This window comes from Alteromonas sp. 38 (assembly GCF_902506055.1).
Lineage (GTDB): Bacteria > Pseudomonadota > Gammaproteobacteria > Enterobacterales > Alteromonadaceae > Alteromonas > Alteromonas lipotrueae.
The window spans coordinates 969,739-983,004 of sequence record NZ_LR733300.1 but is presented as its reverse complement, the minus strand read 5'-3'; the positions used below and the strand labels follow the sequence as shown (position 1 = coordinate 983,004).

At 43.0% G+C, this 13,266-nt stretch carries 11 protein-coding genes; 10 read left to right on the top strand and 1 reads right to left on the bottom strand.

The window, feature by feature from the left end; genetic code table 11:
• Positions 1-488: 488 nt before the first annotated feature.
• Genes FLAVO9R_RS04145 through FLAVO9R_RS04135 form a run of 3 tightly spaced genes read left to right on the top strand, consistent with a single transcriptional unit; the run spans position 489 to position 3,739 of the window.
• Entirely contained in the window at positions 489-1,073 is a 585-nt protein-coding gene (locus tag FLAVO9R_RS04145; protein WP_159529032.1) for a gluconate 2-dehydrogenase subunit 3 family protein, read from the top strand.
• 18 nt (positions 1,074-1,091) lie between these two features.
• Positions 1,092-2,819: a GMC oxidoreductase gene (locus FLAVO9R_RS04140; RefSeq protein ID WP_159529030.1), complete on the top strand. Its 1,728-nt coding sequence runs from the start codon at positions 1,092-1,094 to the stop codon at positions 2,817-2,819.
• Entirely contained in the window at positions 2,819-3,739 is a 921-nt protein-coding gene (locus FLAVO9R_RS04135; RefSeq protein WP_232370578.1) for a sugar phosphate isomerase/epimerase family protein, read from the top strand. Before FLAVO9R_RS04140 ends, FLAVO9R_RS04135 begins: the two co-directional genes overlap by 1 nt.
• 316 nt (positions 3,740-4,055) lie before the next feature.
• Here FLAVO9R_RS04135 and FLAVO9R_RS04130 read toward each other — a convergent pair whose 3' ends face one another.
• Positions 4,056-4,556 (bottom strand): nuclear transport factor 2 family protein, encoded by a 501-nt coding sequence (locus tag FLAVO9R_RS04130; protein WP_159529028.1) that lies wholly within the window; start codon positions 4,554-4,556, stop codon positions 4,056-4,058.
• A gap of 106 nt (positions 4,557-4,662) precedes the next feature.
• On the opposite strand from FLAVO9R_RS04130, the gene FLAVO9R_RS04125 reads away from it, so the two are divergent.
• From FLAVO9R_RS04125 to FLAVO9R_RS04095, 7 genes are all read left to right on the top strand, one after another.
• Positions 4,663-5,547, top strand: a complete 885-nt coding sequence (locus tag FLAVO9R_RS04125; RefSeq protein ID WP_159529026.1) for a LysR family transcriptional regulator — start codon at positions 4,663-4,665, stop codon at positions 5,545-5,547.
• Between the two features lie 295 nt (positions 5,548-5,842).
• The gene (locus FLAVO9R_RS04120) at positions 5,843-8,971 is read left to right on the top strand and encodes a TonB-dependent receptor (RefSeq protein ID WP_159529024.1); all 3,129 of its coding nucleotides are present in this window, start codon (positions 5,843-5,845) and stop codon (positions 8,969-8,971) included.
• 190 nt (positions 8,972-9,161) lie between these two features.
• The gene (locus tag FLAVO9R_RS04115) at positions 9,162-9,356 is read left to right on the top strand and encodes a hypothetical protein (RefSeq protein ID WP_159529022.1); all 195 of its coding nucleotides are present in this window, start codon (positions 9,162-9,164) and stop codon (positions 9,354-9,356) included.
• Positions 9,357-9,463: 107 nt separating this feature from the next.
• Positions 9,464-10,339 carry a hypothetical protein gene (locus FLAVO9R_RS04110; RefSeq protein WP_159529020.1) on the top strand — a complete coding sequence of 292 codons (876 nt, stop codon included), beginning with the start codon at positions 9,464-9,466 and terminating at the stop codon, positions 10,337-10,339.
• A gap of 102 nt (positions 10,340-10,441) precedes the next feature.
• Positions 10,442-11,524 carry a patatin-like phospholipase family protein gene (locus FLAVO9R_RS04105; RefSeq protein ID WP_159529018.1) on the top strand — a complete coding sequence of 361 codons (1,083 nt, stop codon included), beginning with the start codon at positions 10,442-10,444 and terminating at the stop codon, positions 11,522-11,524.
• A 131-nt stretch (positions 11,525-11,655) separates the two neighbouring features.
• Positions 11,656-12,189 carry an RNA polymerase sigma factor gene (locus FLAVO9R_RS04100; RefSeq protein WP_159529016.1) on the top strand — a complete coding sequence of 178 codons (534 nt, stop codon included), beginning with the start codon at positions 11,656-11,658 and terminating at the stop codon, positions 12,187-12,189.
• 72 nt (positions 12,190-12,261) lie between these two features.
• Positions 12,262-13,257, top strand: coding sequence for a FecR family protein (locus tag FLAVO9R_RS04095; protein WP_159529014.1), 996 nt, complete (start codon positions 12,262-12,264; stop codon positions 13,255-13,257).
• The last annotated feature ends 9 nt before the right edge of the window (positions 13,258-13,266 follow it).

The window sequence follows — 13,266 nt, the reverse complement described above, 5'->3', positions numbered from 1 at the left end:
TTTCATCCCTTTTAGCGTGATGGCAATATTTCATGAGTCAATGACGTCTAGCGCCACCACAAATGAAACCGTTTTCAGTGATGAAAATGTAAATCAGTAAAAGACACTTTTCAACAACAATTCATTTACATGGATTTGTTTAATTATTTTCTTAAAACCCTCAAAAATATTACAATAATTGTTAATATTCAGATAGATAAAATTAAAACACCTAAACAATTACAATTATAAAAAGTTCATCTATTACGATAAAACGCACATAAACAACGACAAGCAACTTTACATTTATGTTACACAAATATCATCAAAGCAACTCACCCAGAATAAAAATAACACATAAATATCAATAGCTTAAAATATAATTACAATGTAACAACCTTAAAATCTTGAAACCGGTTACATCAGGATGTAAATTAACAAATAAATCCAAATGAATTTACAGCATTTGAAAGTATCCAATACCTCTCAATTAAATATGTGAGACTAAGATGAACCGTAGAGACTTGATCAAAAACCTTGCAACGATATGCGGTGTAGCGGCTGCCAACTCAATGGTCAGTATGCCTGCACTTGCATCTGCCAAAGCATTTGGTGAAAAGCAAAGTGGAAAATCGCCAACGCTTTTCAGCGGAGATAACCTCGCGATACTTCGCCAAATTTGTGCGCTAACCATTCCTGCAACGGACACCCCAGGAGCAGCAGAAGTAAATTGTCACCTCTTTATCGACCATCAGCTAAGCACTGTGTACTCGTCTGAACAACAGCAATCTGCAATTAACGTCATGTCAGCGATTGATTTGGCAAGTGAAGAAATAAACAAACAATCGTTCGTTAACGCAGATAAAACGTCACAGTTGGCGTTGCTTTCTATGTTGGAAGCCAGCAAGGCACCATTTAGTGAAACGCTAAGGTCTGATTTCAAAACCATCAAGGGCTTAATCGTTTTTGGGTACTACACATCTCAAATAGGCGCAACTAAAGAGCTGACCTATCTCGCCGTTCCCGGCGGGTTCAAAGGCTCAGTGCCCTTAACTGCTGTGGGCAGTGCGTTCAGTTCGAAAGCCTACTATTAAGATACGGAAGTCTCAATTATGAATAAAGAAACCTATATTGAAGAATCATCAGAAACCTACGATGCCATTGTTATTGGCTCTGGAATTACCGGTGGGTGGGCAGCTAAAGAGCTCACTGAGAAAGGATTTAAGACGCTTATTATCGAGCGAGGTCGTATTGTAGAGCATCGTAAAGATTACATTAGCGAAGGTAAGCCGCCGTGGGAATATGCTAACCGAACAAAAGTGGATAAGGAACTTGTTGACGAGCAGTTCGCTATTCAAAAGCAATGTTACGCTTTTCACGATGGTACAAAGCAATTTTTTGGCAATGATAAAGACTATCCCTACACCACCAAAACAGGCACTGAATTTAGCTGGATAAGAGCCAATCAGCTAGGCGGAAAGTCACTGCTTTGGCATCGCCAATCTTATCGTATGAGCCCTTTCGACTTTGAGGCGAATAAACTGGACGGACATGGTAACGATTGGCCAATCAGATATAATGATCTGGCGCCTTGGTATGAGTACGTTGAAAAGTTTGTAGGCATCAGCGGAACATCAGAAAATCTTCCACAGCTGCCAGATAGTGTGTTTCAGCCGCCGTTTGAAATGACTAAGCCAGAGAAAGATTTCGCCGCAAAAATGGCAGACGCTGAACCTGACAAGCCGGTTATCATCAGTCGATGCGCACACTTAACCAAGCCTGAGAAAGTTCATGTCGACTTGGGAAGAATGCAATGCATGGCAAGAAACGAATGCCAAAAAGGCTGTTCGTTTGGCGCCTATTTTTCTACTCAAAGCGCGACGTTACCCGCCGCCGCTAAAACAGGTAACCTATTTATTGCCCCGAACAGCGTTGTAGAAAGCCTTATCTACGACGACACCACAAATCGGGTAAAGGGTGTGCGTGTAATAGATAACGACACACTCAAACAACGAGAGTATTTCGGCAAGATTGTCTTCCTATGTGCATCAACACTAGGTTCTACTCAAATCATGTTGAACAGTACCTCAAAAACATTTCCAAAAGGCATTGCCAATAGCTCTGGTGTATTGGGGCAGTATTTGATGGATCATAATTACAATGCCCTTGTTACAGCCAGTATTGATGGGTACGAACAAGAGTATTACACCGGAAGGCGGCCAGCCTCTTTATACGTTCCCAACTTTCACTATGAACCCAGCCGCTACCATGAAAAGTTCAAACGGGGCTTTGCATTGGCGGGATCAGCATCTCGTGAAGACTGGCAATCTATGGGAACCAGAGACGGCTTTGGCGCAAGTTTCAAAAATATGCTTCACAACCCAGGTAAATGGGGAATTGGCCTGCAAGCCCAAGGTGAAATGCTTCCGCGCCAAGATAACCAAGTTACCCTCCACTCGTCGAAGAAGGACAAGTGGGGTATTCCTCAACTGCATATTAACTGTCAGTGGTCGGAAAACGAAAACCTTATGATGCAAAGTGCATTAGAAGTAGCGTCTTCCATGATGGAAAAAGCAGGGTTTCACAATATTCAAAAACGTATCTTGGGGCAACCGCCAGGGCTAGCGATTCACGAAGTGGGAACGGCTAGAATGGGGCGCGACCCAAAAGATTCGGTTTTAAACGGGTTCAATCAATCTCACGATGTACCCAACCTATTTGTAACCGATGGGGCCAGCTTCTGCTCAACTGGCGTAGGAAATCCATCACTTACCTTTATGGCCATGACAGCACGAGCAGTCGACTATGCTGTTAAAGAAGTTAAATCAGGACGACTCTAATGATATTAAGAAAAAAATACATTTCTTCCATCATGATGCCCTTCGTACTTTGTGCTACTGCCATGATGGCTGGGTGCAACAACGACAACACTATGAATACTAAAACCGAGAATACTGGGCAGCAGATGGAGAGCAAACAGCTAAACGCCACCCTCAATGCGCCCCAAATTAGTGTACAGCTTTGGTCTGTGAAAGATGCGCTTAAACAAGACTTTAAAGGTACACTCGAACAAGTGGCAGATTTAGGGTTTGATGGAGTGGAGTTTGCGGGCGATTTTGGCCCCTATGACAACGATCCAGCCGCTTTAAAAAACTACCTTTCATCCATTGGGCTAGCGCCAAGTGGTGCGCATGTGTCTGCCGAACTACTTAATAATAATTTTGATGAAATCGTTCAATTTTATACAGCGCTGGGCGTTACCGATCTCATTATTCCTTGGGATGATCGTGCATTTAATGACGATGATGTAACAGAATTCGTTAGTGAGTTGTCGCGCTTGTCAGAAAAATTAGCCCCTAAAGGAATGAGAGTTGGGTTTCATAATCACGCCGAAGAATGGGCCTCGTATGAAGACACCACGTTTTTTGATTTTATTGCGAATAACACACCTAAGTCGGTGATTCTTCAGCAAGATGTAGGTTGGACAATTCACGCAGACAAAGACCCTATCGCTTTTGTAAAGAGGTACCCAGGCAGAACGATTACCACGCATTTTAAATCTGACGTAGAAGAGGGCAGTAATTTACGCCCAATCATCGGTGAAGATGGTATTAGCTGGTCTGCAATTTACAAAGCGACGGTGGTTAGCGGCGGTGCAAAATGGATTGTTATTGAACAAGAAGAATATCCTGACAACCTATCGCCAATGGAAGCACTTTCTAAATCAAAATCTGGGTTTGATAAGGTTATTTCAGAGTAATCTTAGTCACAATATCGATGCAGTGCTTCAGCCGTTTGGAAGCCGAGTTTTGGTATAGGATTTAAGAATAAAGAAAACCACTAAAGCGACAAAGCCAGTCACCCCTGGCTTTGTTTCTCTTAAAACGTCCCATAGTCTCTTTCAAATTTTTATCACACTTTTAAGGCTAATGCGCCAGCTGAAACCCCGGCCTGTTACTTTCGCCATTCAAGCAAGACTATCAGTTAAATGTATTGATGGGTGACGAACACTTAAACAGATGTAAAGTATGCCACGTGGCATATCGAGCTAATAGAACGTAGTTGTTTTACACTAATTATTGCTTGGCATGATAAGCGTTAGAAACTGCAAAGCTGTCTTCAAACCAGTTCCAGCTCTTTACTTTCCCATCTTCAACGTGAACGCGTACCGCCCAGCTGAATTTGCCCGTATCTACGCCAGATTCATTTGCAATAGCACTCATGCTGCCCATAAATACCGCTTGGTCACCATTTACAAAGCTGAAATCCGTAGACCAACTTGTTACTTTCAAACCTGCGCCGAAACGAGGAAGAAAAGTATTTAAAACCTTATCTTTTGAGTCCCACTTGCCAATCCAAGGAATACCCGCGTCACCTTCGTTGTGCCAAACAAAGTCATCTGCCATCAGTGCCTGAAGCTTTTCCATATCGCCAGAGCCTGCTGCCCAAAGGAATGCTTGCGCAATTTCTAACGTCTTAGCTGAATCAACTGACTCTGTCTCCTGTGCCGAAACAGACGTTAGATGGAAAAAAGCTAGCAAGCTTACGAGACCGATTAATAGACTTTTCTTAAACATTTTTGCTCCTGATTATCAGTTTTAAAGTTCAATGTGTTGGTGAGACAACTATACCTGTGCTAAATTTTCGGTAAATTCGCTAATCAAACACATTTGGTATGCAAAAATGCACAACATAAGATGGGGAGACCTGCAGTATGTTCTGGCGGTGGCTAACGAAGGGTCGCTGTCTGCAGCCGCTCGCTCACTTGGCGTTAATCACAGTACCGTATTGCGCCGTCTCGATGCGTTTGAATACCGCCATAAGTTACAGGTCTTTCATAAACTTTCTACCGGATACAAACTAACCGTTGAAGGCCAGAAGTTGCTTGAATCGGCGCTTGCTGTGCAAAACACCGTCAAAGAATTGGAGCATAAGATTTTCGGGCAGGAAATGAAGCTGGAAGGCACGCTAAGATTAACTACAACCGATGCCTTATCTCGCTTAATTTTAGGTAAGCATCTTGCTACTTTTCATCAACGTTATCCGAAAATTCAATTAGAACTTAGTCTGACATCTCGTCAATTAGACATTTCACACTTAGATGCAGATGTTGCAATTCGCCCTGCTGTTGAACTGCCTGACTCTTTGATTGGCACCAAGCTGTGCAAACTCGCATTTGGGGTTTATGGAGCCCCTGATTATATTGATAGCCTCCAAGGTAAACATCCTCTTGAATCTGCATCCTGGCTCGTGATGCATCAAGGCAATGCATCTAGTCAAATTTCAGAACTCATCTCAAAAGAAAAGATAGTCATGAAAGCCGACTCTTTTGAGCCTTTGTTGATAGCAGCTGAAAACAAGTTGGGGCTTGCCTATCTCCCCTGTTTCATGGGGGAAGGAACGGGAATATTACAAAAAGTAAACATAGAAATAAATCACCAAAGTACTGATCTTTGGATGATGACCCATAAAGATCTAGAAAACGCGGCAAGAGTAAAAGCGCTTTTTAACTATATTCAAGAAGCAATAAGGCCGGAATACAACCGATTAGCCGGCTTTACTAACTAGCACGTATTTCCCCTCATGTATTGTAGGTTTAACGCACTTCAACGTAGCCATTGAGTAAATATGTGTAAAGCACGTAAAAACACGTAAAAGCCATTGACCAAAACTCCCTCAAGAAGCTCAAATAATCTTTTATTTCATATAGTTATGTAAATGCAGATTTACACAAATGAAATAAAGATGAAATAAAAATAGCCAACAATTGCGCTACCTCAGGCAACCGCAATACGACATGCTCAAATAAGCATGCGTGGCTAGCTGAGCACTCAAACCAAACTTTATTTAGAACGGGAAATACATGAACAATAAAACTCAGTTCAATCGCATCGCGATGGCTGTGGCTTTGTCTATTGGTGTTGCAACAACAGCCGTTGCAGCCACTGGTCAATCATCAGCTATGCGCGGCACCATACTAGGCCCTCAAGGTAATCCCGCAGCAGGCAGCTCAATTACTATTATTCATCAACCTTCAGGAACGGTAAAAGAGACCACCGTAAATGAAGAAGGCGCATTCTCAGCACGAGGTTTACGTGTTGGTGGCCCTTATATGATTATCGTAGAGTCACAAAAGTTCCAAAGCCGTGTCATCGAAGATGTATATTTAGAACTGAATGACACATTCGAACTTGATGCTGCCCTTGAAACGACTTCTGATATAGAGCGTGTAACGGTAACCGGTAGCCGCGACTTTTTCTCAAACAACGGTTCAAATTCAGTATTTGGTGAATCGGCTATTGAGAACATGCCTACCTTTAACCGAGATATAAAAGATATTGTTCGTTCAAACCCGTTAGCGGTGGTAAGTGCCGATGGTGAAGAATTAAGTATTGCCGGCTCTAACCCTAAATATAATACTTTCACCGTTGATGGCGTAGGCGTTAACGACACCTTCGGCCTACAAAGTAACGGTTACCCTACGTCACGCCCCCCAGTGTCTTTAGATGCTATTGGCCAAGTGTCTGTTGAGTTTACGCCCTTTACCGCCCGCGCAGGTAAATTTGGCGGTGGTAACGTGAACGTGGTGACCAAATCAGGTACCAATGAATTTCACGGTACGGCATTCTATGAAGAAGTGCCTTTCTCTGGCACCGCAAAAGACACCAAACTTTACAACACGGAATATGACGTCGATAACGATGAATCGTCCTACGGTTTCACTCTTGGTGGTCCATTAATAAAAGACAAACTTTTCTTCTTTGGCTCCTATGAAAAATGGGAAGAAGAAATCGATACCGGCTTTAACTCTTCAGCCTACCCTACAGAGCTCGTAAGCGCGGCAGAAGACGTGATTACTGCCCTTAGCGATACCTACGGCCTTGAAGATTCAATAGCGGGCGCGCCTGATGCAGACGAAGATGAAAAATACCTCATTAAATTAGACTGGAACATTAACAACGACCACCGCGCCGATTTCACCTACAGCTATCAAGAAAACACAGCGGCACAAAACTACAACGAAGATTCAGATACTATTTTATTAACTTCGAATACCTGGACCCTTGCGCAAAAAAATACTTACTACACTGCCCATGTCTATTCTGACTGGACAAATAACCTTCAAACAGAAGTTAGCCTTTCTTACAAAGAGTTTGAACAAGCCTCTGTCACGGCTTCTGATTGGGGTGAAATAAACGTTGATACCGCAGCGGGCACAGAGAGTGGCTATACCGTAGTAGCAGGCGTAGATGAAAACCGCCATGCAAACGTGCTAGAAAACGAAGTGTGGAACTTTGCATTGCATGCTACTTACTTAGCTGGCGATATCGAGTATAAGTTTGGTACTGAAATAGAAAACACGTGGAACTACAACCTATATGGCCGTGATTCTTTAGGCACCTGGTATTTTGACGATACTGAGGCATTCGCTAATCAGGAAATCTCTTATTTCGAATATGCCAACGCGTATACAAATGATGTTCAAGACCTTGCCTATGACGTTGAAAGTACGGTTTACTCACTTTACGGTGATGCTACTTATGAAGTGTTTGACGACTTTACGGTAACCGCAGGCCTTCGCTACGAGTACCTTACCGTTGAAGACTCACCACAACTAAACAGCAACTTCGCTAGCACCTATGGCTTTGCGAATACTGAAAATCTAGATGGCTTCGATATTTTCCTTCCACGCGTAAGCTTTAATTGGGATATCAACGACGACTTAACCCTTCGGGGTGGTGCTGGCCGCTTCTACGGTGGTATGCCACTGGTTTGGATATCTAACGCTTACACCACCGATGGTGTAACCAACGACTCAGTAACCTTTTCTAGCCTTGACGCAAGCTCGGTAGACTTCACATCAGTTCCTACAGAAGCCCAAAGTGCGTTAATGCAAGGTGCGGGAAGCACGAACTCAATCGATCCAGACTTTGAATTGCCCTCTGACTGGCGTTACCAGATTGCTGCAGACTACACGTTCGACATCCCTACCCTTGGCGACAACTTCGCGTGGACGACTGAGTTAACCTACGTAGACCGCCAAAATGCGGCTTATTGGGAAGACTTATCTCGTATCAATAATGGTAACAGTACCCCAGATGGCCGTATTATCTGGGACAATGTTTACGATGGTACTGAATATGAAGACAACTATGATATTCAATTAACCAACTCGGATGACGGCGGCCGTAGCATTCTGTTTACCACTGCGTTAGCTAAACAATGGGATAACGGCATAAGCCTAAATACATCCTATACCCACCAAGATATTACTGAGGTTAACCCAGGTACAAGCTCAACGGCTGAGTCGAACTACCAGTATGAAGTAACGGTTAATCGTAACGACCCTACCGTGGGCACCGCGTACTATGAAACCAAACACCGTTTTTTAGTGAACCTTGGTTACACTCACGAATTTTTTCAGGGCTATAACACTAACTTCAACTTATTCTTTGAACGCCGCTCTGGTCAGCCTTTCTCTTGGGTACTAGGTTCATATCAAGACGGCGGCTTGGGTGATCAGTCTGCGTTTGATGATTCAGATGTGTACCTTCCTTATATTCCATCAGGCGCCAATGATACGGCGGTAGATTTCACAAGTGGCCTTAGCTACGAAGAAATTATGGCGATTGCTGAGCAAGCAGGTGTTGCTGGAAGCGCTGGCGGTTATGTTGGAAAGTACTCATCCACTCAACCTTGGATCACCACAGTAGACTTGGCTATTTCGCAGGAAATCCCTGGTTTTGTAGAAGGTCACAAAGGTCGTATTTATTTGAATATCGATAACTTTGCTAACCTCTTAAATAGTGACTGGGGCAAGGTATACGAAATGACTTATCCTCAGCAAATACTGTTTGATTACGACATCAACGACGCGGGTCAGTATGTTTATTCTGAGGCATATGGCGGCACAGACACCAGCAACTATGATTCATTTGATGAAGAGCAATCTACGTGGCGAATTAAGGTAGGCGTGAAGTATACGTTCTAAATTTTGAACGAAAAAATTCTTCTGACAAAGCCAGCTGCTATTTAGCTGGCTTTTCTATTTCAGTATTAATAACGCATTTAATATGCCTAGGTTAAGCGTCAAAAAAAGTTGGCAAGCTATTTGTAAGTTCACGGGCAGGTATCGAATAAAAGAGTGCGTAACACGCACTGAACAACGAGATTTTGACACTATGCGCCTACCGACGAAACAACTAATCAGTAAAATTGAAACACTATCTAATGATTTGTCTCATGACCAGCTCTCCAACTTTCTTGATATCATTAACGCGATGACTGCACTAGTCGAAGAGGCTAGCGAGTTGAGCAGTAATGACGACGTACCCAAATCAATTAATCCCGCTGCTTACAGCTCAATCATGCATTAACTATGTCGTCGTACATAAAAGGAAATAGCGCACTATGTATTTAAAAAATAGTGAAATAGGTTTACCCTTCTAGGCATAACAATTAAGAGTAACCAACTTTTCTCAATATGCGCTTTTTCTCCTTTTCGGTCGCTTTCTTTCTCAGCCTATTTAATTCAGGGTTGGTTAATGGAGACGTTATTAACACATCATCAATAACGCTTCATACTGACGATCACAATTTAACGAGCAGAATTAATCAACCGCATTCCCCCTTTTCCGCAAGTGTGGATACGGCGCAATTATTGGTTGATGCCATAGGCTACGATAAGCCTATTTTAGAAGTCTCACTCAAACGTTCATTCCAACAGATAGAGAATGGCGAATCGGTTTGTGTTATCAACAAGATAAAATCAGCCGAGCGAGAAAAGAAGTACACCATTTCTTTGCCACTTAACTTCTTTCAAACGCAACAACTATATCAGCTTTCCTCACTGCCGCCTTTGGCTCCAGAGCTACTAAACGAGAATGGCGAAATAGTCAGCATTCATAGAGTACTAGAGGCGTTTAAAGCCTCAGCCATTGTGCTACCAGAAACTTATTCTTATGGTGAGCGGGTAGATGATGACTTAAGTAAAATAGACGACAAACAAATTATAACCTTAAGCAACCCTACATTTTTCTCGAGTTTCACGAAGATTATTGCTGCTGGCAAAGCTGATTTCGCCCTTATATTCCCCGTGTCTTTGTATCAATCATTCGGCGACACTAAGCCTATTAAGATGAGAAGTTACGCTATTGCGAACAACCCAAAATTCGTTTCTGGGCACGTTATCTGCGGTAAGACACCTGAGGCGCTTGCCTTTATTGAGAAAGTAAACGCGGCGATAAAAAGTATTTACGCCAACCCAATTTTTATCGAAGTGCATACGAAATATCTCCCTGCAAATACGAGACAGATAGTCGAGCAAGCAATACACCAACAGGTAGCTAACATTCTGTAGGTTTTTTCCTATCACACCGATTCATTCTTTCAATTTTCGGCACTTTAATGTTGACCGTATACTTGGCTAAATCAACCTAACAGATTTAATCAGGTAACCGAAATGAATTCCTCTGCTGCGCCCACGTCCTTTCCTCTTTATGCCACCAAGCGCCCTAAACTTGCGCTTATCGCTGAAGGTGGTGGGCAGCGAGGGATCTTTACAGCAGGCGTATTAGATGCTTGGCTTGAAGCTGGTTACGACCCTTTCGATATGTTTATTGGTACATCAGCTGGTTCACAAAATTTGACCAGTTTTCTGGCGCGGCAAAAAGGTTATGCGAAACGTTTAATTCGGGGCTTATCGCGGCATAAGCGATTCTTCCAATTAGGCCGTGGTTTAATGGGAAAGCATATTGTCGATTTGGATTGGTACTTTGAAAAAACGAAAGAAGCGAACCGCATTTTAGATTTCAAGGCCGCGAAAGAAAGCTTGGGGGAGAGAGAGTTATTAATTACCGCTACAAATTCTCGCGATCGTAAGCCTTATTTTTTAAGCCCCAAAGGCAGTGGTAATCAATGGCGAGAACTATTGAAAGCCTCTAGCGCTTTACCCTTTTTATACAAACAAGGTGTAAAGCTTACTACTGAATACAACGCGGTTTCGGTTAGCGAGAACAAAGCGAATACACTTCCTCAAGCACAACCTGAATCAGACTATTACCTTGATGGCGGCTTGGGTGCACCTTTACCAGTGCGAGAAGCTTACGAACGAGGAGCAAGAAAAATAGTCGTTATACGTACTGGCGATGTGAATTTTCAAGCTCAATCGGCATGGCTGCACAAATTAAAATCATTGGTGTGCGCAACGGGTCATTGTCCAAAAACAATTAACTACCTGGTACAGCATGAGCAAGCGTACCAGCAAGAGTTAGCGTTTATCGCAAACCCACCAGCGGATGTGGAAATTATTCAAATTTTTGCAGGCACTAAATTACACAGTAAATTACTGGGCAGTGCGGATAGCGATCTTCGTCACGATTATAAAGTAGGTGTAATGGCTGGAAGACGTTACTTAATGCAGCAATTAGCTCCCAAGCCTGCTCCGCTTAATGTCGATAAGAGAAATAACATACCTGATGTAGCCAGCGCACTTCATAGCGCATCCGCAATAGCTCAAAATGAACAACACAAGCTATCTGCGTAGTCAAAGATTTGTGATGTTTGCAATGAGTGTGGCACCATAAATCTGGTATTTAGGTAACTTATAGGTCGTCACAACAATGAAATATATGTGCAATACAATGTGTTAAATTATTTGTATATATACGTTATTTTGTGACGCTACCGCCAAATAAAACAGACTGGAAAATATTATCGACAGACGACGGCTTTGAACGCTATAACGCGTTAAGAGCGTTTATTCGTGGGCTTACCAACGATAATGCAGTTGCTGATGACGTGTTACAAGAAACCCTACTTAGAACCAGCAAAAGCGCTCAATACTCAGAACTAGACAATCCGCTCGCCTATATGATTACGGTGGCGAAGTCAGTCCTCTACGATCATCAACGCAAAAAGCTCCCTCTCTCGGTAGATTGGCAATCCGAAGAGCTTGAAGCCGCAAATGACAGCCCTGAAAAGAGCTACCACAATGCGCAAAAGCTTGCCTTTATCGAAACCGTACTGTCTGATATGACACCGCTGCGTCGCGAGGTTTTTATACTACGTAGAGTAGATGGATTGAGCCGCGATGAGATAGCCAACACATTAAATTTAAGTGTAGAGGCTGTCAAAAAACATCTCACCCGCGCCATGGTAGAGCTTACGTTAAAATTGGAAGCGTCAGGTTGGGTAGAAAAAAATCACTAAACCCACTCATTAGTGTCCCCACTTTAGGCGACAAACACTCTACTAATAGGTAGACGGGTAACAGAGGCATAGATGGAACAACAAAAGCATTTAGACCAGGCTGCTGATTGGTTTGATCGCTTCGACGAGTTAGACGAAAAAGGCAAAATCGCCTTATCAGCTTGGTTAAGTGAAGAGCAACACCAAATTGCATTTCAACGTATCGCACAAGCATTTGGGCAGCCGGAGGTTGCAATGGCAGCCATCAACGTTGCGGCTAACCGTTGTGATGATACTAGCTTGAAGAACGATAACGCAGCGAACAAAAAGCCTCGCCCCACCTATGTTAGCTATTGGGCTATGGCGGCAAGCTTTGTTACTGTTGCCGTTCTTGTCGCGTATTTAAGACTAAGCCAACCAACGCCTTCACCCGAAATCGTTGACAATGCCGTGCCATTATTAACACAAAACATGCAGCTAGCCTCCTCAAAAGCTCAGCGTATATCTCAGGTACTCAACGACGGCTCTGCGGTGCATTTAAATGGCGACTCACAATTAAGCGTTAACCATAATGCCACCTTCAGAGAAGTGAATTTACGTAAAGGGCAGGCCTATTTTGATGTGGCTCACGAGCCATCTAGGCCATTTATAGTTAACGTCGATAAAGTGAAAGTACACGTAGTCGGCACCGCTTTTGATATAGATAAACTTTCTGACAAAACGGTGATCCGTGTATACGACGGTATTGTGAAGATTATTGCAGACAAAACCCATACTCTCATCAAAGGTGAAGGTATTGTTTTAGAGAATAACCTTTGGAGCCAGACCTTTAGATTGACGGATGATCAACTACCAGCATGGCGAAGTGGCTGGTTAGATATTTACAATGAACCACTTTATCTGGCGGTAGAGCGCTTCTCTCGTTATTTGCAAAAGCCTGTAGAAATTAACGTTGATAAAGATGCTTTACTAACAGGACGATTCAGCTTATCCGAACCTGAAGCAGCATTACAACTGTTAGCCAGCGCACAAGGTCTAACGTTAGAAGAGCATCAAGATCGCTTTGTTTTAACCGATACTGCTCGCTGATGTTATGCA

Coding starts and splice junctions, on each gene's coding strand:
- FLAVO9R_RS04095 (WP_159529014.1), top strand. CDS start 12,262: ATGGAACAACAAAAGCATTTAGACCAGGCTGCTGATTGGTTTGATCGC.
- FLAVO9R_RS04125 (WP_159529026.1), top strand. CDS start 4,663: ATGCACAACATAAGATGGGGAGACCTGCAGTATGTTCTGGCGGTGGCT.
- FLAVO9R_RS04120 (WP_159529024.1), top strand. CDS start 5,843: ATGAACAATAAAACTCAGTTCAATCGCATCGCGATGGCTGTGGCTTTG.
- FLAVO9R_RS04110 (WP_159529020.1), top strand. CDS start 9,464: ATGCGCTTTTTCTCCTTTTCGGTCGCTTTCTTTCTCAGCCTATTTAAT.
- FLAVO9R_RS04145 (WP_159529032.1), top strand. CDS start 489: ATGAACCGTAGAGACTTGATCAAAAACCTTGCAACGATATGCGGTGTA.
- FLAVO9R_RS04105 (WP_159529018.1), top strand. CDS start 10,442: ATGAATTCCTCTGCTGCGCCCACGTCCTTTCCTCTTTATGCCACCAAG.
- FLAVO9R_RS04115 (WP_159529022.1), top strand. CDS start 9,162: ATGCGCCTACCGACGAAACAACTAATCAGTAAAATTGAAACACTATCT.
- FLAVO9R_RS04140 (WP_159529030.1), top strand. CDS start 1,092: ATGAATAAAGAAACCTATATTGAAGAATCATCAGAAACCTACGATGCC.
- FLAVO9R_RS04130 (WP_159529028.1), bottom strand. CDS start 4,556: ATGTTTAAGAAAAGTCTATTAATCGGTCTCGTAAGCTTGCTAGCTTTT.
- FLAVO9R_RS04135 (WP_232370578.1), top strand. CDS start 2,819: ATGATATTAAGAAAAAAATACATTTCTTCCATCATGATGCCCTTCGTA.